This window comes from Limnofasciculus baicalensis BBK-W-15 (assembly GCF_024178385.1).
In the GTDB taxonomy this organism is placed as follows: Bacteria; Cyanobacteriota; Cyanobacteriia; order Cyanobacteriales; family Coleofasciculaceae; genus Limnofasciculus; species Limnofasciculus baicalensis.
Genome location: NZ_JAMZMM010000031.1, coordinates 1 through 22,307 on the forward strand (window position 1 = coordinate 1; position 22,307 = coordinate 22,307).

General features: G+C 42.1%; 22 protein-coding genes, 1 tRNA gene and 1 pseudogene. 10 read left to right on the plus strand and 14 right to left on the minus strand.

Annotation, left to right across the window (positions count from 1 at the left end):
- Positions 1-1,037 precede the first annotated feature (1,037 nt).
- Together NJ959_RS05190 and NJ959_RS05195 are read left to right on the plus strand one after the other, a co-directional pair.
- Positions 1,038-3,665, plus strand: coding sequence for a peptidoglycan DD-metalloendopeptidase family protein (locus NJ959_RS05190; protein ID WP_254010690.1), 2,628 nt, complete (start codon positions 1,038-1,040; stop codon positions 3,663-3,665).
- A gap of 156 nt (positions 3,666-3,821) precedes the next feature.
- Positions 3,822-3,894: transfer RNA gene (locus NJ959_RS05195), tRNA-Met, on the plus strand.
- Positions 3,895-3,968: 74 nt separating this feature from the next.
- On the opposite strand, the gene NJ959_RS05200 is transcribed toward NJ959_RS05195, so the two are convergent.
- A complete protein-coding gene (locus NJ959_RS05200) occupies positions 3,969-4,967 on the minus strand; it encodes a retropepsin-like aspartic protease family protein (protein ID WP_254010691.1) in 999 nt (332 codons plus the stop codon).
- 375 nt (positions 4,968-5,342) lie between these two features.
- Between NJ959_RS05200 and NJ959_RS05205 the strand changes: the two genes are divergently transcribed.
- Positions 5,343-5,783, plus strand: a complete 441-nt coding sequence (locus tag NJ959_RS05205; protein WP_254010692.1) for an RpnC/YadD family protein — start codon at positions 5,343-5,345, stop codon at positions 5,781-5,783.
- A 164-nt stretch (positions 5,784-5,947) separates the two neighbouring features.
- Here NJ959_RS05205 and NJ959_RS05210 read toward each other — a convergent pair whose 3' ends face one another.
- The 4 genes from NJ959_RS05210 to coaD all read right to left on the minus strand — a co-directional run bounded on the left by NJ959_RS05210 (position 5,948) and on the right by coaD (position 9,429).
- Positions 5,948-6,496, minus strand: coding sequence for a pentapeptide repeat-containing protein (locus NJ959_RS05210; protein WP_254010693.1), 549 nt, complete (start codon positions 6,494-6,496; stop codon positions 5,948-5,950).
- 327 nt (positions 6,497-6,823) lie between these two features.
- A complete protein-coding gene (gene gor, locus NJ959_RS05215; RefSeq protein WP_254010694.1) occupies positions 6,824-8,170 on the minus strand; it encodes a glutathione-disulfide reductase in 1,347 nt (448 codons plus the stop codon).
- Between the two features lie 108 nt (positions 8,171-8,278).
- Positions 8,279-8,968 carry a F0F1 ATP synthase subunit B family protein gene (locus tag NJ959_RS05220; protein ID WP_254010695.1) on the minus strand — a complete coding sequence of 230 codons (690 nt, stop codon included), beginning with the start codon at positions 8,966-8,968 and terminating at the stop codon, positions 8,279-8,281.
- Entirely contained in the window at positions 8,875-9,429 is a 555-nt protein-coding gene (gene coaD / locus NJ959_RS05225) for a pantetheine-phosphate adenylyltransferase (protein ID WP_254010696.1), read from the minus strand. Before coaD ends, NJ959_RS05220 begins: the two co-directional genes overlap by 94 nt.
- Positions 9,430-9,646: 217 nt before the next feature.
- Here coaD and NJ959_RS05230 point away from each other — a divergent pair, with 217 nt between their 5' ends.
- The 3 genes from NJ959_RS05230 to NJ959_RS05240 all read left to right on the plus strand — a co-directional run bounded on the left by NJ959_RS05230 (position 9,647) and on the right by NJ959_RS05240 (position 14,396).
- Positions 9,647-13,108, plus strand: a complete 3,462-nt coding sequence (locus NJ959_RS05230) for a HEAT repeat domain-containing protein (RefSeq protein ID WP_254010697.1) — start codon at positions 9,647-9,649, stop codon at positions 13,106-13,108.
- A gap of 401 nt (positions 13,109-13,509) precedes the next feature.
- The gene (locus tag NJ959_RS05235) at positions 13,510-13,728 is read left to right on the plus strand and encodes a hypothetical protein (protein ID WP_254010698.1); all 219 of its coding nucleotides are present in this window, start codon (positions 13,510-13,512) and stop codon (positions 13,726-13,728) included.
- A gap of 449 nt (positions 13,729-14,177) precedes the next feature.
- A complete protein-coding gene (locus NJ959_RS05240) occupies positions 14,178-14,396 on the plus strand; it encodes a hypothetical protein (RefSeq protein WP_254010699.1) in 219 nt (72 codons plus the stop codon).
- A 66-nt stretch (positions 14,397-14,462) separates the two neighbouring features.
- Here the strand turns inward: NJ959_RS05240 and NJ959_RS05245 are convergent, their stop codons facing one another.
- The 8 genes from NJ959_RS05245 to NJ959_RS05280 form a co-directional block, all read right to left on the minus strand.
- A complete protein-coding gene (locus NJ959_RS05245; protein WP_254010700.1) occupies positions 14,463-15,326 on the minus strand; it encodes a sugar kinase in 864 nt (287 codons plus the stop codon).
- A gap of 69 nt (positions 15,327-15,395) precedes the next feature.
- Positions 15,396-16,034, minus strand: coding sequence for a Uma2 family endonuclease (locus tag NJ959_RS05250; protein WP_254010701.1), 639 nt, complete (start codon positions 16,032-16,034; stop codon positions 15,396-15,398).
- A gap of 56 nt (positions 16,035-16,090) precedes the next feature.
- On the minus strand, positions 16,091-16,288 hold the full coding sequence (locus NJ959_RS05255; protein ID WP_254010702.1) for a DUF2442 domain-containing protein: 198 nt from the start codon (positions 16,286-16,288) through the stop codon (positions 16,091-16,093).
- A complete protein-coding gene (locus NJ959_RS05260) occupies positions 16,260-16,700 on the minus strand; it encodes a PIN domain-containing protein (protein WP_254010703.1) in 441 nt (146 codons plus the stop codon). Before NJ959_RS05260 ends, NJ959_RS05255 begins: the two co-directional genes overlap by 29 nt.
- Positions 16,697-16,915, minus strand: coding sequence for a UPF0175 family protein (locus NJ959_RS05265; RefSeq protein WP_254010704.1), 219 nt, complete (start codon positions 16,913-16,915; stop codon positions 16,697-16,699). Before NJ959_RS05265 ends, NJ959_RS05260 begins: the two co-directional genes overlap by 4 nt.
- A gap of 138 nt (positions 16,916-17,053) precedes the next feature.
- Complete coding sequence (locus NJ959_RS05270; RefSeq protein WP_254010705.1) at positions 17,054-17,347, minus strand: DUF2442 domain-containing protein; 294 nt, start codon at positions 17,345-17,347, stop codon at positions 17,054-17,056.
- Positions 17,348-17,439: 92 nt separating this feature from the next.
- Positions 17,440-19,047: a tetratricopeptide repeat protein gene (locus NJ959_RS05275; RefSeq protein WP_254010706.1), complete on the minus strand. Its 1,608-nt coding sequence runs from the start codon at positions 19,045-19,047 to the stop codon at positions 17,440-17,442.
- A 20-nt stretch (positions 19,048-19,067) separates the two neighbouring features.
- The gene (locus tag NJ959_RS05280) at positions 19,068-20,498 is read right to left on the minus strand and encodes an ATP-binding protein (RefSeq protein WP_254010707.1); all 1,431 of its coding nucleotides are present in this window, start codon (positions 20,496-20,498) and stop codon (positions 19,068-19,070) included.
- 176 nt (positions 20,499-20,674) lie between these two features.
- Between NJ959_RS05280 and NJ959_RS05285 the strand changes: the two genes are divergently transcribed.
- Positions 20,675-20,884, plus strand: coding sequence for a hypothetical protein (locus NJ959_RS05285; RefSeq protein ID WP_254010708.1), 210 nt, complete (start codon positions 20,675-20,677; stop codon positions 20,882-20,884).
- On the opposite strand, the pseudogene NJ959_RS05290 reads toward NJ959_RS05285, so the two are convergent.
- Positions 20,880-21,287, minus strand: a pseudogene (locus tag NJ959_RS05290) (DUF1016 N-terminal domain-containing protein); the annotation flags it as partial. The gene NJ959_RS05285 and the pseudogene NJ959_RS05290 overlap by 5 nt on opposite strands.
- A 183-nt stretch (positions 21,288-21,470) precedes the next feature.
- Between NJ959_RS05290 and NJ959_RS05295 the strand changes: the two are divergent.
- The 3 genes from NJ959_RS05295 to NJ959_RS05305 are packed head-to-tail and all read left to right on the plus strand — an operon-like array spanning position 21,471 to position 22,274.
- A complete protein-coding gene (locus tag NJ959_RS05295) occupies positions 21,471-21,686 on the plus strand; it encodes a hypothetical protein (protein WP_254010710.1) in 216 nt (71 codons plus the stop codon).
- The gene (locus NJ959_RS05300; protein ID WP_254010711.1) at positions 21,670-21,864 is read left to right on the plus strand and encodes a hypothetical protein; all 195 of its coding nucleotides are present in this window, start codon (positions 21,670-21,672) and stop codon (positions 21,862-21,864) included. Before NJ959_RS05295 ends, NJ959_RS05300 begins: the two co-directional genes overlap by 17 nt.
- Positions 21,865-21,899: 35 nt before the next feature.
- Positions 21,900-22,274: a hypothetical protein gene (locus NJ959_RS05305; RefSeq protein ID WP_254010712.1), complete on the plus strand. Its 375-nt coding sequence runs from the start codon at positions 21,900-21,902 to the stop codon at positions 22,272-22,274.
- The last annotated feature ends 33 nt before the right edge of the window (positions 22,275-22,307 follow it).

The following is a 22,307-nucleotide window of genomic DNA, read 5'->3' on the forward strand; positions in this document are numbered from 1 at the left end:
TGACACACAGGGCCTTCCAGACTATAACTTGGTGGATTTGGGAGCGATAGTCTGTATCCTAAAGAGCGAAAAAGGTGTAAAGAGATTGAGTCGTTCGGTAAGTGATGCGGTAGCTGTGCTTGAAGCTAAGCGTTGATTGGGCTATTTAGGATAAGTCTATAGAGCTGATTAGCCTGGAGGCAATACAATATCGTAATATATTTATATAAATATATTTAATTTACTGAGTAATTTAATTTGATTTAATGAGATTTGCTCACCCGGTCACATTTTTAGATCTCACTCCTATCTATTTATATCTCTGGAAAGAATTACAGACGAGCCATTCAGCTACCTAGAATACAAAAACAATCCCAGTGTTATAAGAAATTTGTATAACCGACTCGAGGGAGACTACCGCCGTGAAGCCAGGAATTTTTTGACCCACAATCCTTAAGGATAAAGGGGTTAAAAGAATCTTAGCCCAAGAAAATCATTTTCTCACCAGTTGGGTAAGTGGTACGGTAACTAGCAAAAATCGGTAATAAGCTGCTAAGATTCAACGGTTGTTTTATTACTCCAAATTTGCTTACAGTTCCCTTGGTGATTCAGTTGGTGATTCAGTTAATGGCAAGACAAAGCGAAGCCAGAATGTTCTGGAAACCCCAATCTCAGCACATCTACTCGATTTGGGTTTTAATCTCTAGTCCTATTCCGGAAGAGGGAATAATCCCTTTGTATGTTCTATGCAGTAGCCTTAGTCAGCTACCGCGCCAAATTTCTAGGTCCTGTGTCTTGTCAGGAGATTGCCTCACCTCACGCCCGCTATCCAGCACTTGCTAGAGTGTAGGGTGACCCCTAGCGGTTGGCGTTAAAGCCAAAAATTTTTACCGAGTCATGTCAACTTGTCTAAATGAACAAAGCACGCTACGCTGGCGTAATCATGATTTTGCCAATCGGCTGTGATCTAGATCACAAGTTTAGGTAAATTGTCTCATTGACTGGTGAAAAACCATTCAGGAACTGTTAAGTGCTCGTCACACATTAGGAGGTCGTTTTTGAAACGAACATTTACGCAGAAGGTTAAACAAGTTCCTACCTCTACAGCAGGCTCCCTAGATGGGTTATCGAAGTCCTCTGGTGGGAACGATCCCGTCGGCACTGCAATTGGAACTGAGGGAACTCGTAGGGCACGCACCTCTGCCGCCATGATCGGCTTGGCAATCTCCATGGGAGCCTCTGGCTTATTACTGCCCCAACAAGGCGATGAAGCCATGGCAGTGGAGCCAATTGCTACAGAGCCAACACTGACCAATCTTCCCAGCACAGCAGAAACAATTGTTTCTGCTCCACCCGCAGCGCAACTGGAAGTTAGCTCAGTTTACAAGCAGTCAACCCCTGCCAAACCAGAATCAGGCAGGGAAAAAATCACCCACCCACCTGTAGTCGAACATAAGGTAGGAAGCGGGGAGACACTGTGGCAACTGTCTAAGAGCTATGAAGTTCAGCCAGAAGCGATCGCAGCTTCTAACAAGAACGTAGAATCGAGTACAGCCCTGAGTCCAGGAAAAACACTCAAAATTCCTTCAGTGAACGGGATTGTTCATGAAGTCAAGACAGGTGAATCTGTCCAAACTCTATCCAAGTCTTATGGTGTAAATCCGACACAAGTCCATACCCTTGGCTCGGTGTCGGAATCGGAGCAACTGCCAAGGGGTGAATCTGTCACAGTTTCCGGTAAGGTGGATGACCTGTTAAAGGCAAGACAAGACAATGGTATTGACAGTTTAAAAGAGCAGCGGAACCGATTAAACGATAGTCTGTCACAGTTACAGTCTGAGGAGTCTAGTAATCTATCTAAACTAGAAACCGCAGCGAATAATATTCCATCTTCTGCTACTTCCCTCAAATCTGCCGAACCTGTAACCAGTATTTCTGGACTAGCAGGAAAGACAGTACCAAGTCTAGAAATAGCTGCATCTCCGACTGTCCCATCAAAAACTGACAGTCAATCGCAGTCACCAGCAGTGATTCCGGTGCTAACTCCGGAAATAGCCGTATCCCCGGCTACGATCCAGAAAGACAATCGTCAATTCCAGTCACCTGTGGTAATTCCGGTGCCAACTCCGGAAACAGCCGCATCCCCTACAGTTCCATTAAAAGCTAGCAGCCAACCTCAGTCATCTGTGGTTATGCCAGTTTCTGCTCCGAACACTGCCGCATCAATGGCTGTGGAAACAAACACGGCTGGAAAATACCCTTCAGGGGTGGCTATTCCGGTACCAACTCCCGAAACCGCGATCGCAATTCCTTTACCACCACAACCGATAACCATCCCCAATGCTAAAATTGACCCGGTTACGGCTGGGGAAACTTTAGCCAAACCAAGAGCACCACAACCAGTGGTAATGGAAACGGTGGAATCGACAGGCTCAGGAAACGTCTACCGAGTTAAACCTGGAGATACATTGGGATCGATTGCTCGTCGATATGGATTATCTCCCTCAGAATTGAGGCAAGCTAATGGACTGAGCAATCCTAACCTGATTCGCGTAAATCAAGCACTAAAAATTCCTGGCGCTACCGGGACGACATCTGACACAGTTACCTTCATCCCTGGTATCACTTCCAACTCTAATACCTCCAACTCGAATAACTCCAACTCGAATAACTTCAACTCTAATAAAGTTGCCTCCTCCCAAGAGCAACGAGCCATTGCATCACCATCTTTAGTGGTGTCATCTATACCCACCCCCATCTCACCCGTTGTCCCGACAGCAGGAGCCTCTCAACCCCAAGCTGTTCGATCTACACTCCTGGCGGAATCTAATGTTGGGGGAGTGACAGCAAACTTTTCTACCTCTGTGGTCGATTCTGGTTCCACTCAGGTAGCTGACTCCAGATCTAATCCCTATGTTGAGCGATTAAGATCTGACATTCTCAGGGTGCGAGAAGAATATCGCCGTCAAGGTGCGACGGGTGAAGCCAATGTCCCCAGTAATATAGTTGTTCCTGCTGCGCCAGTTGCTCCTAGATTGGATAACCGGGCTGTATCTACGATAACCAATCCGGAGTTCAATCCGAGGCGCTATGAGCTAGAAACTCAACAAGCTTCAATTCCCATCAATGTACCTCCACCAGAGTCTGCCTTCTCTACCTCACAACAACAGGTAGCAGTAGCGCCAGCACCTCCTGGCAATTACAACCCGATGCTTCAGACTCCAGTGGGAGAAACAGTTTCTCCGGAACTTCCTCCTCTGTCTGCCCCGGATAATTATCTACCGGGTAGCCCTAGCCAGTTTAATGGTTATATCTGGCCAAGCAAGGGTGTCCTCACCTCTGGTTATGGTCCGCGTTGGGGACGGATGCACAAGGGCATTGACATTGCGGCTCCCATTGGCACGCCTGTTGTCGCTGCGGCTGACGGTGTTGTTGTCAGTGCTGGCTGGAATTCCGGCGGTTATGGCAATTTGGTGGAAGTTCAACATGCTGATGGCAGCGTGACTCGTTATGCCCATAACAACCGCATTTTAGTCCGTCAGGGGCAAGAGGTTGCTCAGGGTCAACAAATTTCTGAAATGGGCAGCACCGGATTTAGTACTGGACCTCATTTACATTTTGAGGTTCATCCGAGTGGCGGCGCAGCAGTCAATCCAATGGCTTTTCTACCTAAAAATCGATCGTAGTTTATAGTCCAACTGCTAACTACTTTGGTAGGAGGGCGTAGGATGTTTACTGGAAAGGGAGCCTGATGGCTCCCTTTTTCTCTGGTAAATTATTTGATCGGGTACTAGCAATTTTCGCTTTCAATGTGTTATAATACCAAAGCTATAAAAAAGCTTGGCTCGGTAGCTCAGTGGTTAGAGCATGGGATTCATAACCCCAGGGTCGCGGGTTCAAATCTCGCCTGAGCCATTTGTAATAAGTTTCATCACAAATAACCAAATCCCCAACTTCTTAAAAAAAATCGGGGATCTGGTTATTTTCAGCTAAGACTTATTACGGGGACGAAACTCGATCGCATCTTGTCGAAATAAGACATTATAGTGGCTATAAAAGTCTTGACCTAGTAATCCTACTTCCACTTCAGTACCACCAATTGCTACAGGAAAATTCTGTTGTACAGCCCCGGCAACGGCAATAGATTTTACCTTGCCAATGGGTAATGTTACTCCCTCACCATTAGCAGTTTCAGTAATTACTTCAGCCTCTTGTACAACACCAAGACTCTTTGCCATCACTGCGGTAATTACCGTCCCCGATGCACTTGTATCAGCTACCATCTCAAAGGTTGGGTTGCCATTAAAAGTAACGTCAATCACTGCTTTACCATCAATCCGGCGCTTGACTGGTGCTTTAAATACTTTGGGAGTTTCAGTTTTTGTCTGTGGGGATTTATTTGGGGTTGGGGTTGGGGTTGATGTTTGTGTTGCTTTTGGTATTAATGTTGCTGTTATTTCTACTGTTGCTTTTGGTTTGGCAGGTGTAGGAGAGATATTAGGAGAGTTTTGGACATTTGGATTTGTTAGTGAAATGGGTGTAGGCTCGGGGGCGGGAGGAAGCTTAGATTTTGCTTGGGATCTTGCTAGATTGCGTTTATATTCGGCAATTTTTGGCTGGGCTAACTTGTAATAGGAACTAGATGAAGGGATTGACTTTAATAATACGATCGCATCTTGCCAACGTGCAATCGCTAACCGCCAATCATCGGGAGCTTGAGCAGATTGGCCAATTACAGCCGCACTGTAGGCACTATCCAATGCTCTTTCATAAGCTTCCTGGGCACTCTGGTTCGGTGCTATAGTGAGTTGTGCTTGGTTTTTAGCTGCTCCAAGTGAGTTGGAGTTAGGAGTCGGCGTTTCTGATTGACTAAGGGGTTGTGGGGATTCATTCGGAGTAGATGGCGGATTGATAGTGCTGCAAGCAGCACCAATCAAGGTTAGAGTGCCTGATACCATTACTGTGATGGTGCGATCGCGAAAAGGCATAAGCGTTGGTTGCTCGTGAGCTTTTAATTTTTTTTTACCACAACCATCTCATTAAATAATTAATCTCACTGACTATTCCAGACAGCATCTAAATGATATTTAATCAAGATCAGTATTTCAAGTCTCCTCAGATCCAAAACTGATCTTGCATCAATCGAGTCTATCAGCGATCCTATTCCCAGTGTCTTCAAATTTTCTCATAGCTCTACTCCCTCCTGACTGATTCAGTTGGGGGTTTTTTGACAATAGGAATTTCCTCGAGGGCGAGGTGAGGTGAGTTATTGATTATTGATTCGAGATTATGGTAGCGACTTGCCCCCATCTCCCTATCCCCTCATTCCCTAAGTTAGAATCGCACTGTAACTATCCAGATGAATGGGATTAAAGATAATGGAGATAACTTGTGAGATCTTCCAGGTAATTGACCGGATGATGGCATTACCAGAGGAGTTACAGCAAAGTTTTGAAAATAAATTAACCAGTTACGAGGAGGAAAGACAAATGCCTTTACTTAGCCGGATGGAAGAGAGGGGACTTCTCAAGGGAATTGAGCAAGGAACTAGACAGGGACTTGAACAGGGACTTGAACGGGGACTTGAACGGGGAACTAAAAAAACCCTCCAAGCGACTATAATTCGCATTTTACAAGCACGGTTTGAAATTGTGCCTACTGAGTTAATTAATGGGATCAATAGTTTAGAAGATATCTCCAAGTTGGAAAGGTTAGTCATGACTTCGGTGACTATGAATTCTATTGCTGATTTTGGACAGGTACTTTCACAATTACGCCAAGCTACAGATACTAATGAGGCTTGATGTTTGGCATCTTGGCATCATTAGACATCTCCAGAAATTAGGTTTTGAGCTAGACAGGGTAAGGGTTTGAGATTCTATTTTGGAGATGTCTAATGATGGTGATATAGTGTTTTTATATTTCATATAAAAACACTATATTCCATTATGTTGAATTTGTCGCGCCACTACTTTTGGCAATCTCGATCGGAGACAGTACTATCAGGTAGAATCGTATGACATAGAATAGTACTCCTCCAATCTGCCCCATCTAATTTAGCACCTTTCAGATTAGCTCCCGCCAAATTCGCCCCCCGGAGGAAAGCATTGGTGAGATCGGCATTTTCTAGTAAAGCGCCTCTTAAATCAGCACGAGTCAGGAAAATATTAGTCAGTTTCGTATCGCGCAAATCAGCATTTCTGAGATTTGCCTCCACTAAATCAGCATCTACTAAATTAGCACCTTTGAGGATAACATTCATTAAATCCGCATCAGCCAATTCCACACCATTTAATTCAGCTAATCCTAAATTTGACCCTCTGAGATTAGCCCCTTTAAGTTTAGCCCCCTTTAGTTTAGCTTCTCTAAGATCGCAAGCGATACAAGTCTTAGTTTCCAAAAGTTGTCTAATCTCATCGCCATCTTTAGCTAAATTAGCGGCGATGGCAGGAAAATTAGTGGTTGATAATAAGAAGGTGAAGATAGTAACAGGAATCAAACATAGGTGGCGCAGCATAGGGTTAGGTTAAATAATTTTCTATCCCTGTGAGAAATCGTGTCAAATCCCAAAAAGGTTATTAGCCCTCCTTTGGATTATTAGCCCATAGTAGCTGAAACGACGCAATCTCGTCAAGTATTGAGAATTAATCTTAATAAATTTAACGAAGTTAAGCCACTTTCAGCCTTCGAGGATTTATTACGTTATGTAAATTACTTTGTTTTTGAGGGAGAGGGGTTGAGGAGGGCTATCCACTACCCGCATCTTTCCTACTCCCCTCTCCCTGGAAGACAACCTTCGTGTCTTTGTGTCTTTGTGGTTAAATAATTCAGTATTAAGCGTCTTCTAACGCAAAGTCACAAACTCTTCAGCAATGGAAGGGTGAAGCCCTACTGTCCCATCAAAATCTGATTTCTTGGCTCCCATTTTCAGCGCGATCGCAATTCCTTGAATAATTTCTGCGGCGTTTTCGCCAACCATGTGGGCACCGAGAACTTTATCAGTATCCTCTTCAACCACTAGTTTTACCATTACTCGTTCATCACGACCACTTACACTGTGGTAAGTAGGTTTAAATTTAGCGCGATAAACTTTAATCGCCTCATTCCCAAATTCTTCTCTTGCTCGATCTTCCATTAAACCTACAGTTGCGGCTTCTGGCGTGGAAAATACAGCGGTGGGAATATTCTCATAACACATAGTGCGGGATTTACCGCCAAATTGAGTATCAGCGAAAGCCCGTCCTTCATTAATCGCTACTGGGGTAAGATTCATCCGATCGGTACAATCACCTACGGCGAAAATATTCGGTTGATTGGTTTCGCTATATTGATTAACCGCAATCGCACCATTTTTAATCTCCACGCCCGCATTCTCTAATCCCAAATTATTGAGATTTGGTTTACGCCCAACTGCCGTTAAAACAGTATCCACAGCAATGGTTTCCTGATGTGTATCTCCGAGAATAACATTCAATCCGTCCGATGTTTTTTCAATTACAGGTGGATCGTCTACTCTGATAATTCTGATCCCATGTTGTTCCATTCCCTCTTGTACCATGGAGCGAATATCATCATCAAAGCCACGCAAAACTAAATCTCGACGAATCAGTTGCGTGACTTGAGATCCCAAGCCATTCATAATACAGGCAAATTCCACACCAATGTAGCCACCTCCCATAATGACAATATGTTTTGGTTGTGACTGAAGGAGGAACATATCATCGGATGTAATAGTATATTCAATCCCAGGAATATCAGGTTTTACAGGATATCCACCCACAGCAATTAAAATCTTATCAGCGGTAACTTGGCGATTATCAATTTCGATGGTATGGGGATCGATAATTTTCGCATAACTGGGAAAAAGTTCCACCCCAGATGTTTCCAACATCTTCCGATATACCCCATTCAGCCTGGTGAGTTCGTTATCGATAGCAGTAATCATGGTTTTCCAGTCAAACGTGCTTTCGACAGCACTCCAACCATAACCTCGCGCATCTTGAAAAAGAGCAGGGAAATGGGAGGCATAGACCATTAATTTTTTAGGAATACAGCCACGATTGACACAAGTACCACCTAATCTATTACCTTCTGCGATCGCAACTTTCACTCCATAAGTCGCAGATCGTCTAGCAGCCGCAATTCCCCCCGATCCTGCACCTATTACAAATAAATCGTAGTCGTAGCTCATATTTGTTGTTTGTTGTTTGTTGTTTGTTGTTTGTTGTTTATTTGATTAATTAACTAAGTATCCCGGCATTAGTCAACCAATAACCAATAACCAATAACCAATAACCTCTTATTTTTTCGTTCCAGAATTTCCTGAATCTGTCTCCTTGGCTGGATACTCAGGAGAAGGTTCTTTTTGTAGCTGCTGACGGCCATTGCGAACTACCCTTAGCATGTCATTCAGTTGTTGTTCTAAATTAACAAGAACAGCCTCAGCATAATCATCCGCATCATTTTGAATATCATCATATTCAGCGAGTGCTTGTTCGCGCATTTTTGCCAATTCCTGCTGTGCTTGTCGGCGCAGCATGTCAATTTCAGCGAGAGTTTCCTCGTGGATTGCTTCACATGCTTGCTGAACTTCTTGGCGAATTCGTGCCGCTTCCATTTCCGCACGCTGAACTATACCCATTTCATCTAAAATCTGTGCAGCACGTCGCTCTGCTCCATCCATAATTTGTTGGGCATAGTCTTCTGCTTGCACCAGAATCTCTTCCCTTTCACGGATAATTTTTTCAGCTTTTTCAAAAGCATCAGGTAAATTTTCCCGTACCAAATCTAATTGAGCGAGAAATATATCCTCATCAACGATTGTGCGCTTAGTAAAGGGAATGTGGAAACTATCGAAGAGCATCTCCTCAAGGCGGTTAAGTTCCCGTTGAATATCTAACTCTCCTCCTCCGATAGTAGATGCTTCGTCGGGGAGGTTGGCTTCTTCGCGTTGGGGAGGATCGATTCTGGATGAGTCTGGGCGTAACATCTGGTAATTTCTAATGCAACCTCCTGCGGGACAAGATGAGCGACACAGCCACCAAACTTGGCAATCTCTTTAACTACGCTACTACTTAAGAAACTATATTCGTTAGAGGTAGCCAGAAAAACGGTTTCAATCTCATCCCAGAGGGTTTCATTGGTGTGAGCCATCTGGAGTTCTTTTTCAAAATCAGAAACAGCCCGCAGCCCTCGCAATAGCACTCTAGCATTCTTTAGTTTGGCATAGTCTACCGTTAGACCGATAAAGCTGTCTACTTCAACGTTTGGTATGTTTTGGGTACAGTGCCGAATTTGCTCAACTCTTTGCTGTACCGTAAATAGGGGCGATTTATCTGGGTTCCGCAATACAGCAACAATAACGCGATCGAATACTCTAGCGCCACGTTGGATGATGTCGAGGTGTCCAAGGGTGATGGGATCGAAGCTACCGGGGTAGATGGCAATCACAGGGTTGAGGGATGGAACGGTATTGAGAAATTATAATCGGGAATGGGGAGTAGGGAGTGGGGAGTGGGGAATGGGGAAATTTTTATTGTAGGGTGTGTTAGCGAAGCGTAACGCACCATTCCCACTGGATAAACCCGCGATTCCCGCTATATGTAATGTAGCAACCTAAGTCCTGTTTATTGAGTCATAATCTTCAAAGGAAATGGGAAATTAAAATATGGACCCAGTGAGTATGATGGTAGCCGCCTGGTTGGGACAATGGGCTACGGAAAAGATTGCGGAAGTGTTATTAGGTGGTGTAACTAGTCCGTTAAAAGCGGGAGATTTGGGAAAAGCCTTGAAAAAATGTGCGACTCTTGCAGATAAGGAGATTCCATTATTTTACTCCTGCGAGCCGCGTTTTGTTCCGGGACTTTTGGATCGAGTATTTAAGGATTTGGCGGTGGAAGAGTTACAAAAGCCACTGAAAAATGAAGGTATCCCCAATCTAGATTATTTGGTTCATGCTTTTAAGTTAGCATTAGATGATCGTCCGCAGATAAAATCGAATATTAAGGTAGATTTAATTCAACCTTGGCTGCAAATTTTTGTTAATGCTTATTTTCAGCGCTCGCAGGAATATTTACGGTTTCAGGTGGCAAAGGCTGATTATTTTGAACAATTGGCAAATTGGTTTGATGATGTGAAGTTTGCTGGTATTTCAGTACCGGGACAAGAGGTTGATAAGTCGGCACAATTAGCTCATATTTTTGTGATGCCGGATGTGGTGGAAGAGGGAAATCCTGGGGATAGTTGGTTTGATGGAGATTTCTCTCCAGAATTGGGTGGTAGTCGTCAGGGTGAATTATTGCGGGAACGGCGGTTATGGACAGAGTTTGATAGTCATTCTGGCAGAAGGTTTAATGCAAGGCAGTTGTTATCTCAAAGTCAGTCTAAAAAAGTGGTTTTGTTAGGAGCGCCCGGAGTTGGAAAAACTACTTTATTGAGTTATTTTGCTGTGATGTTGGCGCAGCTCCCCCTTCAAAAAGGGGACTATGAGAATATAACTCCTATACAAAAGGGGAATTGTGAGAATTTATTGGGGTTGGATGGTAATACTGATTGGTTGCCGATTTTAATTAAAATGCGGGATTGGGTAAGGCAACCGGATCTGAGTATTTTGGATTATGCTAAATATTTTGCCGAGAAAACTATGTCAGTAAAACCTCTGCCACAGGGATTTTTTGAGTATTGGTTGGAGGATGGACGGGCGCTGATTTTGTTGGATGGGTTGGATGAGGTAGCCCAAGAAGCCAAGCGCTATAATATGGTGCGGCGGATTGAGAACTTTTTGGGACAATTCCATCAGAATCGTGCGATTATTACTTCTCGCCCAGCGGGATATAAGCGAGATTTTTTCAAAACCGATGAATTCCCTCACTACGAGTTACAATCCTTTGACGATTCTAAGATTGAAGAATTTATTAATCGTTGGTATGATAGCCGAGTGCCAGACAAAGCAGAAGCAATCAGGAGGAAAGATAGTCTGAGAAAGGCACTGGCAGAAAATGATCGCATTACATTATTAGCGCGAAATCCTTTACTTTTAACGATTATTGCTCTAATTCACCGCTATCAAGCTCTGTTACCGAGGGAGCGATATAAACTATATGATAAGGCGGTGGAAACTCTATTAACTTCCTGGGATGCGAATAAGGAAATTAGCGATCGCACCACGTTACAATATTTGAGGCTGGATGACTTGCAAGGCTTGATGGAAAGTCTCGCTTACTGGATTCATACTCAAGGAGGTACGGGAGATAAAGAAGGGGGAACCTTAATTGATAAAGATGAATTAATCGAGCAACTGGCGCGAGATATCAAAACTCTCAAACAACTGCAACCCCGGGAAGCCAAAAATGAGGCAAAACGGTTTGTGGAATTTATGCGGGAACGAACGGGGTTATTGAACGAACAGGGACAAGATTGTTATGCTTTTGTCCATAAGACGTTTCAGGAATATCTCACTGCTCAATATATTAAGGAATTGGCAGATAATGAAGATGATTTTGATATTGTATTAAATCATATCCGCGATCGCATTCACGATCAACATTGGCGAGAGGTATTGCTGTTACTGATTGCCCAACAGAAACAAAAGAAAGCAGCCAGAGCAATTCAAACGGTTTTGGATTGTGGCAGCGAGTATGAGAAATGGTTACACCGGGATTTATTATTTGCTGGCAGTTGTCTGGCGGAAAATCCCAAAAACTTAAATATTGCCGATAAGGGTTTGTCTGGAAGGATTTTAGAAGGGTTAGTTGATTTAGAAGTAGCGGATTCAGACAAGGTTGGTGAAAGGGTAAAGGAGCAGGTTTTCAAAATTATTTGCCGTTTGAATGAGAGTGACTTTGAAGCAGAAGCCCTGAAACTTTTGAAAGCCAGAGCAGGAAATATTTATCCAGAGCGATTACTACAATATCGGGCAGCGTTGGGAGAGAAAGAGGCAGTAATCGCACACTGGCTGGAAAAGCTTCAGGATCAAAATTCTGATGTGCGTAGCGAAACAGCCCGTGCTTTAGTCAGGTTGAGGCAAGATTCAGAAATAGTTGTCAATGCCCTAATTTTGCGTTTAGAGGATGAGGTTTCTAGTGTACGTGCTTGGGCTGCCCGTGCTTTGGGCGAGTTAGGGAAAGGTTCAGAAACCGTGGTGGATGCGCTACTTTTACGTCTAGAGGACGATAATTTTTTTGTGCGTCTTTATGCTGTCGGTGCTTTGGATAAGTTAGGGCAAAATTCAGACAGGGTAGTCAATGCCCTGTTATTACGCTTCAACGATCTAGATTCTAATGTACGTGCCCAGGCTGTCAATGCTTTAGGCAAGTTGGGGCAAGCGACAGAAACGATAGTCAATACCCTGCTATTAGGCTTGGGCGATGAGGATTCTTATGTCAATTATGAGACTGCCCTTGCCTTAAGCAAGTTGGGGCAAAATTCAGATAAGGTCGTGAATGCCCTGATTTTGCGCTTAGATGATCGCGATTCTAACATACGCGCCAGAGCTGCCCTTGCCTTGGCTGAGTTGGGGCAAGTGACAGAAACGATAGTCAATACCCTGCTATTAGGCTTAGGTGATAAACAAAATCCTGATGTGCGCGTTTGGGCTACCAATGTCTTAAGTAAGTTGGGGCAAGAATCAGAAACAGTAGTCAATGCCCTGCTGCTACGCTTAGATGATGAGTATTCTGAGGTGCGTTACCGGGCTGCCATTGCCTTAGCTGAGTTGGGGCAAAATTCAGAAATGGTAGTTAATACCCTGCGATTCTGCTTAGATGATGAGGATTCTGATTTGTGTTATCAGGCTGCCATTGCCTTAGCTAAGTTGGAGCAAGATTCAGAAACGGTAGTCAATATCCTGTTATTAGGTCCAGAGGATCAAGATATTCATCTGTTTGACTTGGCTGCCAATGTCTTAGGTAAGTTAGGGCAAACTTCAGAAACGGTAGTCAATGCTCTGCTATTAAGTTTAGACGATCCGGATTATGCTTACCTTGACGTAGCTCCTAATGTATGGGGCAAATTAGGCAAAACATCCAGTCATATTACCCCTGCTGTAGTGCAATGGCTGGAACAGCATCAAGATTCTGATTATATCCGGAGTGGGATTGATGCGCTGTGGGATTTATTGACAGGGGAGTAGGCAGCGGATGGGGAGTGAGAGGGTGCGATGGCTTCGCCCAAACCGGGCATCACCACCCTAACCATTCCCAATACTATATATTTAGTCACGGGGTTTTCAGGCTATTGTCTTATAATTTTTACCTTCCCCTTACCCTTACTGTTTGACAAAATAGCAGCGTTGATAAAATTCATAAATTAAACCTTAAATTATTCAGATTTTTAACCAACTTACCCATCCCTGAGTACTATTAATATTTTATTCCACTTTTACCCGACATCCAAATAAGCTTTACATCACAAAAATGCTGCGATTTGAATCACATAAATAGCAGGAAAATTTCACAAATACTCTCTGGATCAGATCGCCCTATCAATCGAAAAAATGAATCATAGTAGAACTGTTGAATTCTATTCATTCCGATGACAGCTCAACTTCAACTTATTCCGGGTGCGATCGCAGATTTATTTGCTCAAGTCAGTAGGTCTGGTAAAATTACACTTGCTGATAGATATGGTCTAATGGCCGCACTGTTAGAAGAGTCTATGTCTGAAGAGGAGAGAGCTTCTATCGATAGACTACTACATGCTTGTTGCCGTGGTAGAATGAAGGTTGTCGATGAAATCTCAACCATTTTGTAACAGGATTAGGACTTACCTAAACCATCTATCTGTAGTACCATTACACAGCTAATTTGCTTGATTAAAATTAGTTCGTAGTTCGGCTTTAGCCCCGAGTAAAAAGATAGTATTTCATGTTGATAGCAAGTTGCATTCAAACATATCAAATTACCTGTCAACGCGATAACGTAGAACAGGTGTTCCGCTTGTCAGCCGCAACGCTATAACATAGAACAGGTGTTCCGCTTGTCAGCCGCAGGCGGGATGCCTGCTCTACAAAAGGTAATAGGAGAGGGTGACAGGAGGAAGCAGTGATATCCGGTTCCATGAGATTTAGATCACAGATATAGAGGATTGAAATCACACCAAATTCCTAAAAATATCACTAATAGGGTCAGATATCCATCACGATTTTTATCTGGAAAAATATTCATAGTAAAAATAGCAAAAGTTTGAGTATTTACAACGCGATGAACATGAAAATTATACTTCTACCCGGAGCAATGGCAGAATTGTTTGCTCAAGTTAGTTGGTCTGGTAAAATTACGCTAGCCGATAGATATGGGCTAATGGCGGCATTTTTGGGGGATAGTATCGACGAAGAAGAGAGAGATGCCATCGATAGAATGCTACATGCGTTTTATCGGGGACGAATGAAGATAGTAGATGATATTTCTGCTATTTGTTGAAAATGTGGAATGGTCTTTCGCAGGTAAGAGGTAAGATGGAGTATTATACTATCTTGAGCTTTGTATCTAATTTTTAAATCCTGCCATCCATTGCCGCGTACCAAAAAACTGGCATGAATAAGCAGCAACTTTAGCGGCTGAGGCTAAAGCTTGAGTAAAGTTTTCCTGGAGAATGTAGTGACAGAAAGCCCCGTGAAAAATATCACCTGCACCCAAAGTATCAACAGCCTGAATCTGGGGGACTGGTAATTCACCAGATTCCCCCAAACTGAGGTATTGAATGGATTTTTCTCCTTGGGTAATGGCGATATGGGGAATGCCAATTTCAGCTAGATAAGCGAATACTTCAGCGCGATTATGACAACCCGGTGGATAAAAATTAGCGGAACAAATAGCATAAGCTACAAAAGGTAAGACTGTTTCAAATCCGGGTTTCCAGCTACCGCCATCAATGACGATGGGAATATGATTAGATTTAGCTAATTTCGCTATCGCACCACTTACCATCATTTGATGACCATCAATCATTATTATATCGATTCCAGCCTCAATACCAGACGGGATTTGGTCATAGCCAGCTTGAATTTTAGCAGCATTAATAGAGATTACAGCACGTTCTCCTGTCTCTCCTGTGACGATAATTGAAGAAATAGGAGGTGGATTAGTTACTGTAGCATCTAAATCCGCAATTGTGATTCCATACCTTTCCACATCTCCACGAATAAGCTGAGTAATGGGATGAGTACCGAGGAGACTGAGAAGAGTAGCACGATTTCCTAAGTAACCAAATGTAACTGCTCCATTAGTCGCCGGACCACCAGCAGATATAGTATAGTCGGATGCGGCAATTTTTTCGTTGTTTCCTGGTAGTTTAGGGCTGAGGTAAATTAGATCTAATGTTACCATTCCGATAAAAAGTCCATTTTTCATCTTAAGATGTGGTATAGGGACGCTCGTTATCTTATCCAGCAGAAACCTCTCATCCCGATTTCCGATTCCCTAAATCCCCGCACCAAAGGCAATAATTTGTGCTACAGTGAGGTCTAAATCTGGGAAAAACCGCGATTGAATAGGTTGATTCCCTGTAAAACTATTAAACTCGTACTCCCGTTCAACTAAAATACTAGGGGAATTAACCAACTGTCCAATGGAAATGGTAGGTTCTTGAATTTTAGGATTCTTGCGATTGGGATAACGCACAAGTGTAAAAAGGGGATCGACAATCCACAATTCACTCACCCCAAAAGCAGCATACCAGAGGGGTTTGTTACGATAATCTTCTTCCCAATTGGTACTGACAATTTCAATAACAACACTGGGCGCTTCTTTCAATACTGCTTGTGGTTGAGTCTGTCGATTCCAAGCATCTCGATGGATGACAATTAAGTCAGGTTTGCGAGTATCTCTAGGGCATAACTCTAACACGGGCTTGGGATGAACTAGTAGCCCCAGTTGGCAGCGTCTGCTTTCTAGGCGCAATTCTACCAGAAGTTCAGAGCGCAGGTTTTCGTGTTCCCCTGAAGGTTCCGCCATAGGTACGATAATGCCATCGATTAGTTCGTATTCCTGTCCTTCAGGCAAGTCTAAGTTAAGAAACTCTTCTACAGTATAGGTCTGAAATTGAACAGCAGCAACCATAGTCAAGCCCTCAGATTGGGATATCTCATTTTAGCAGATTGAGTTTTTAATATTGCTTACTCTAGCCAATTTTCCCAGGTTAAATCTGGAATCTGTGACAACTCTCTCACATTTGTGCGCTGACCAAGAATAATATTTTTAACGCTAATATCTTCATCAATATCTGACCAGTGGATGCCCTCATTATCAGCAATAAATCGCCAATTATTCCGCTCATTAGGCTTACTATGTAACAATCGAGGATACAATCGCATCAGATATACGGAAATCGACTTGCAAAAGAGCAGTTAAAAGTGGGCTAATTTCCGGAATTACTTCCTGCTGTTTAGCACGGAGAAGCATTCCGACTGTTCCTATTACTTTCAAACCAATCTGCTGGGCGACACGACGTGCTTTCTTATCGTCGAGGATGAGAATAACATCATCAAGTTCCATAGCAAGAGCAATGGTTTCGGCTTCACCTCCATCCATTTGAGTTTTTAAAGTTGCAATTACAGACTTATTTTGGACAGATTGAACCGTCAGCCAAGTTAACTTACTCTGGACTTCGACTGCTACGGTGGGTGGTGCAAATACAACCTCAAATACTTGCGGAAGTAAGTCTAACCTTCCAATACGTTTCAATCCAATCAAACAAGTACTATTTGTAACAGCTTTCTGGTTCAAAGATCGATCTCCTGTTGTAATTCTTCTGCTGGATAATCAATGACAGGTACGCCGAGTTTGCCAAGTATTTCGATAAATGTTGGCTTGGAGTATCCGGCTAAGTTAGCAGCTTGTCCGAGGGATAGCCTGCCAACTTCAAACAGTTTGATAGTGAGGAGGAATCGTGCCTCTTCAACTGGGATATCTAGTGGCAATTCCACTGTTAGTGCGTTCATTTTTACAGATATCCTTATTTTGGGTTGATTTCTAGTAAAGATTACTTCTCTATTTTAGCAGATGCGATCTGCTTGCAGCAGATTTATTATATGCGATCGATTACCGATATTGAATAGGGCAATCAGAGGAGATACAGTTTAGGTTTGTTGACTGAACAGTTTTTCTTCTAACTGTTGAAAATTATTGGCTTTTGGGTGAGATTCAAACCATAAAGCATCCGCACAAAATTCTATTTCCTCTGGCCATTGAATATATCTACCTTTCTCACCTATAGAAACTTGGGCAAAAAATTCTGGATCTGCCAGCTTTGCTAGTACGCCACCTTTTTGAATTAGGGGATTAAAATCGACAATTATACTAGTTTCATTAGTGTAAAAAATACACAATTTTCGCTCTGCTTCTACGGTTACTTTTGTGATGTGATACAGCATATTAATTTTTTCCTTTATTCTAAGGGTTAGTCATTGTTAGGAATATAGATATTTACTCTCCTGTTATATGTTTGTTACTGATACATCACAGGTTATGTTTGTTCGCTCAGTAATTGTTCTTTCAATTCCTGACATTCTTTGGCTAGCGGAATGCCTAATTCCGTGGCGATGGATAGGGCGCGATCGCAATACTCAAGAGCTAAAGTCTTATTATCCAACTGGTGAAGTTCAGCCAAATTTTTCAAATTTTGAGCCTGTGTAGAAAGATTGCCGATTTTTTGGCAAATCTCTAGTGATGCTTGCAGATATTCTAAAGCTTCTTGATATTTCTGTAGTTTTAGGAGAGCTGTTCCATAGTTACATAGTGTGTTCCCTTCGCCTCTTTTATCCCCAATCTCACGAGCAATTTTTAATCTTTGCTCAAAATATTCAATCGCCGAGTTATAATCGGATAATTCATAATAAAGACTTCCAAAATTATTTAGTGCATTTCCTTCCGTTTTTCGATCATTTAGTTCACGAGCAATAACTAACTGTTTTTGATAACAAGCAAAAGAATTTTGAAAATCTTCTGTTTTCTGATAAGCAGTGCCTAAAGCACCTAAAGTCTGGCTCTCTGCTTTGCGATTACCAATGTTTATGCATATTTCCAAAGCTTTTCTCTGATAGTCTATTTGCATAGACAAATCACCAATTATTCCATAAGTATTTCCCAAATTACTTAGAGCGGCTGCCTCTCCTTCTTGATCTCCAATTTCCCTAGCAATTTCTAATGCTTTTTGATGGTAGTCGATTGAAATCTGATACTGCCCTAAATAATGAAAAGTACCCGCCATATTATTTAATACTCGTTCTTCTCCTCGTCGATCATTTATTTCTTTAGCTATTTCTAAAGCTTGCTGAAAGTAGTCAATAGCAGTTTTATATTCTCCCAGACTATTATAAATACTACCTAAATTTGTCAATGTATTTTTTTTGCCCATTTTGTTCTCTAGTTGTTCATTAATTGTTAAACGCTTTTGGTAATAATCAATAGCTATTTGATAACGCCCTAACGAAAAGTAAATAGTTCCAAGATTATTTAAGGAACTTGCTTCACTCTCTTTGTCCAATGTTATTTTAGCGATCTCTAAAGATCTTTGATGGCATTCTATAGCTTCTTTGAATTTAGATATTGAGCGATAATTAATGCCTAAGTTACTAATTATACCTCCTTCTTTTTCTAGATCACCTATATCTTTTGTAATTTCTAGAGCTTGATTATGGTAGCTAATTGAAGTTTGATGCTCTCCTAGACAATAGTAAGCATTGCCTAAACCGCTCAAAAATTCAAGTTCAATTTCACCACCCAACTTACCCAAGATTATCATGTATAGTTTTATCTGCTCTCGATAATATGCCCAAGTTCTCATTTGGTGTACTAATTTCTGTTGAGTAGGCGTATTCAGAGAAACAAACAGTATTTCTTTTGCTCTTTCCCACTCTTCCACATCACACAGATGCTGAAACGCTTCCAAATAACCCTTCACCCTCTCCAAATTAGGAGCATCTGACTTTGGTTTATAATCCGTCAGCCACTGTACAACTGCTCTATACTGAAGCCGCTGTTCACGAGTAGGAAAATCAGCCCGAAGATTATGAGGATTGATACCCAACTGTTCCAAAACCAAATCACCAGATGGTGTCAGGTTGTTTGTCATGGTGAATTTCTCTAATTTATTCAGATTTCTGCTAGCATTAATCGACGTTCAATGGCCACACTGCGAATCAAATTATGTTGTCCCACAAACCGATTATCTTCATCGTCAATTCCGCCATCCTCAACTAAATACCGTTCCCGCAGAGTTTCCATTGCCGCCTTTTGCCGATCCTCACTATAACCCTCATCTTCTAAATTAATCAGCCACCACTTCTCTTTGACTTCACACCGATAAATCGAAGCCATACAAAGCAAAATATAAGCATCATAAACATCATTCTTTAACCGTTCAAAAGTCTTCTCAATCCGTTCCTTGACTTTCCTTCGCAAGACTTTTGTATAAGATGCTAACTGCCACCTATCCTCATCTCCTTTAACTATTCCTTCGTTACGCGCTTCATCAATCGCCTCTTTTACCTCTTCAATGTAACGACTATTCTCTTTCCAGTAAGCCCTGACTTTCCCACCATAAGATGCCTTAATTTCTCCAGCAATAGTCCGCAAAGCTAAAGGATGCCCATCATAAACTTCCCCAATTACTCGCAGGGGATTATGGGGTAATTCCAAATCACCATCTAGTTCAGCTTTTTGAAATAACGCTACTTGTTCGGGTACTTCTAACCCTTTTAACAGTTGACAATACCATAAATTTTTGTAGCGATCGCACTCTGCTGTCTCAAACTTGCTTGGCAAATCCTGGGAAGTCAGAATAAATCGACTTTGACAATCTGATTCTGCCAAGAAACTCGCAAAAAACTTACCCCACCACTCATCAGCAAAATCACCCCAGCCATCCTCCTCATCCCCTGTCAATAGGTACTCCAGAGAATCCATCAGGATTAAATAGCGATTTTCCCGCAAGCGTTTAACTAATCGCCGTAACAATTGCTCTGGTTTTCGCTCCTCCTTTGGGACAATTTCTCCCCACTTCTCCAGCCATTGCAGCGCCACACTAGCAAAATCCAAAGTTTTATTATTATCTTCAAAATTATCTCGATGTTCCCGCCAATCTCCTCGTAATTCTTCTACTATTCGTTCAGCTAAAGCAGTTTTACCGATACCTGTAATCCCAACCAAAAGCAAGACACGACAGCCAGATTGTACCCGTTGACTCAAGTGTTGCAGTAGATTCTCTCGCCCAACCCACGCATCATCATAGACGCTAAACTCCATATATGATGCAGTTGGCTGAATTGGGGTGTTATCAACAATTTCTTCCCAGTTTTCTATCCCAACCGCTTTACAGATAGCAACAAAGTTTTCCTGACGAATCGCCTCCTTTCGCCAAAATCGTTGCAGGGTTGAACGTGAAACACTTCCCTTGGCGGTGGCTTTAAGTAGTTCGTTAGCAGCATCAATCCAAATAACCGAGTCTTTATTCCATCCTTTCTGTTTCCTAGCTTTGTCAAGAATTTCTAGTCCTGATTTGGATGCTGGAAGAGAATTTGCCATGCTTACCACGATTTGGTACTTTACTAGCTTCAATTTTGACTCAGTTTTTGTCGTCCTGCAACAAGTGAAGCAAAAGTCAGGCTGTGCAACCGTTTCAGCCCAAGTATTCTAAAAGAGTGGAAAGCAAAGTCGCGACAAGCTTCTCCTTAAATCCAACCACAAACAGGAGAAATACCATGGAAAATCAAATCAATCCAATTATCCCTACAGGCGAACCAACTATTTCTGTACCAACGGAAATTCCCCCAAATCTACCGCCACAGTATCCTAGCAGTGAAACTGAATGGATTTTAGCGATCGCAATCCTAACCCGCTCAATCGCATTACTCATTCGCGCCCTAACCCCACTCATGTTACGACAAAAGTCAGCTTCTGCTAAAAAGTAGGCTGCACGTACCACAGTCGCTCTGCCGAGTCCTTGATTCTGTCTAAAATAACACAATTATGGAACCAGGGAATTTGTCCAGCAAGTTGCTGGACAATTTGCTCGTCAGGATAGGCTTCAGCAAAAGCCCTCATGTAAAGTAAGTTTGTCCGAGAGAAACCTTTCATATCTGGAAAAGATATCTTTAAATCCTGAGAAAGACGTTCAATAACTTTTGCTCCCCACCCTTCCTGACTTTGCCGTTTCAGGATTTCCCTCCCGATGTTCCAATACAATAGAATCATCTCCCGGTTGACGGTAATAACCGCTTTAATTTGAGCAGAGCGAACCCTAGATGCGATTGCTTCGAGAACCTCTCCGTAATCCGATGGCAATTGATCGCGATGATTTTTTTTTCCAGCCATAACTGACTATTACTCCACTCTAGCTAACCTGAAGTAATTTTAACTCCCTTCAATGAATTTTCTTCAGATGCGGGCGATTGCACTCCACTCACCTGCACGAGCCGATATCGCTCTGACTAGTGCTAGGATAATCATATAAGTTATACTTCAAAAACTAGAAACGCCCTAAACCCCAGCTATCCGATGGCTACTGCTAAAGACCTGATTAGGAAAATTCAACTCCACGAAGATCTAAAAGAGTGGGTAATACAGCAATTGCAAGCAGAAGGAATTGAATGTCAAGAACAGGATTTTTATGAAGAGAACGGGGATATCTTAATTGTTAAGATAGAGGATGTTCCACGAGCATTGGCAGTTATCCAAGGAATTAAAGACCAACTCAATGAGTCAGTATATTGAAATTAAAACTGTAGAAAATATTTATCCCTACCAAGCTAAAAAAATAATTGCGAAGGGTACAGTTAAGGCAATTTTGACAATGGGAACAATTTCCCCAAAAGCAAAATTACTGTTTGAGGAAGCGGGGATACTATGGGTAGAAAAAATTCCTGAAAAGATGTTTAAAAGATCTGAATAAATAACTGAATGAGTTATAGTCGAGGATAAATAAAAATGCTAGAAATTACATTTTATTCACCTAACAATCAAACACCTCACACCATAGAATTAGCCAGCGATTTTTTATATTGGCTAGCTCAATCTGACTTTATGGAAATCGGTGGAGAACATCCCATAGAAATTGAAATAGATGGTGAAATTGTTATATTAGAATTAGTCAAATTGGGTCAAGGCAATAGCAGCAACCGTAAGAGATTAAGAGATTTTTTACTAGAAGCAATCGCCCAAGAAAGCGATGCTGTATTGAATAAACTCAATCACACTTCGGCCAAACAAGAGTATCAAGCCATCACCTATAAACTGAGGAAATTACAAGAGTTGCGTAAGTGCCTCGAAAATGAAACATATCAGTATCTTCAACGAGTGTAATTGACTGATGTGAGATTATTCTTCCTCAACAGG

Excerpts from the sequence above, each read along its gene's own strand:
- NJ959_RS05200 (WP_254010691.1), bottom strand. The coding sequence starts at position 4,967 with ATGCCTTTTCGCGATCGCACCATCACAGTAATGGTATCAGGCACTCTA.
- NJ959_RS05205 (WP_254010692.1), top strand. The coding sequence starts at position 5,343 with ATGGGATTAAAGATAATGGAGATAACTTGTGAGATCTTCCAGGTAATT.
- NJ959_RS05210 (WP_254010693.1), bottom strand. The coding sequence starts at position 6,496 with ATGCTGCGCCACCTATGTTTGATTCCTGTTACTATCTTCACCTTCTTA.
- gor (WP_254010694.1), bottom strand. The coding sequence starts at position 8,170 with ATGAGCTACGACTACGATTTATTTGTAATAGGTGCAGGATCGGGGGGA.
- NJ959_RS05220 (WP_254010695.1), bottom strand. The coding sequence starts at position 8,968 with ATGTTACGCCCAGACTCATCCAGAATCGATCCTCCCCAACGCGAAGAA.
- NJ959_RS05230 (WP_254010697.1), top strand. The coding sequence starts at position 9,647 with ATGGACCCAGTGAGTATGATGGTAGCCGCCTGGTTGGGACAATGGGCT.
- NJ959_RS05235 (WP_254010698.1), top strand. The coding sequence starts at position 13,510 with ATGACAGCTCAACTTCAACTTATTCCGGGTGCGATCGCAGATTTATTT.
- NJ959_RS05240 (WP_254010699.1), top strand. The coding sequence starts at position 14,178 with ATGAACATGAAAATTATACTTCTACCCGGAGCAATGGCAGAATTGTTT.
- NJ959_RS05245 (WP_254010700.1), bottom strand. The coding sequence starts at position 15,326 with ATGAAAAATGGACTTTTTATCGGAATGGTAACATTAGATCTAATTTAC.
- NJ959_RS05250 (WP_254010701.1), bottom strand. The coding sequence starts at position 16,034 with ATGGTTGCTGCTGTTCAATTTCAGACCTATACTGTAGAAGAGTTTCTT.
- NJ959_RS05255 (WP_254010702.1), bottom strand. The coding sequence starts at position 16,288 with ATGCGATTGTATCCTCGATTGTTACATAGTAAGCCTAATGAGCGGAAT.
- NJ959_RS05265 (WP_254010704.1), bottom strand. The coding sequence starts at position 16,915 with ATGAACGCACTAACAGTGGAATTGCCACTAGATATCCCAGTTGAAGAG.
- NJ959_RS05270 (WP_254010705.1), bottom strand. The coding sequence starts at position 17,347 with ATGCTGTATCACATCACAAAAGTAACCGTAGAAGCAGAGCGAAAATTG.
- NJ959_RS05275 (WP_254010706.1), bottom strand. The coding sequence starts at position 19,047 with ATGACAAACAACCTGACACCATCTGGTGATTTGGTTTTGGAACAGTTG.
- NJ959_RS05280 (WP_254010707.1), bottom strand. The coding sequence starts at position 20,498 with ATGGCAAATTCTCTTCCAGCATCCAAATCAGGACTAGAAATTCTTGAC.
- NJ959_RS05285 (WP_254010708.1), top strand. The coding sequence starts at position 20,675 with ATGGAAAATCAAATCAATCCAATTATCCCTACAGGCGAACCAACTATT.
- NJ959_RS05295 (WP_254010710.1), top strand. The coding sequence starts at position 21,471 with ATGGCTACTGCTAAAGACCTGATTAGGAAAATTCAACTCCACGAAGAT.
- NJ959_RS05300 (WP_254010711.1), top strand. The coding sequence starts at position 21,670 with ATGAGTCAGTATATTGAAATTAAAACTGTAGAAAATATTTATCCCTAC.
- NJ959_RS05305 (WP_254010712.1), top strand. The coding sequence starts at position 21,900 with ATGCTAGAAATTACATTTTATTCACCTAACAATCAAACACCTCACACC.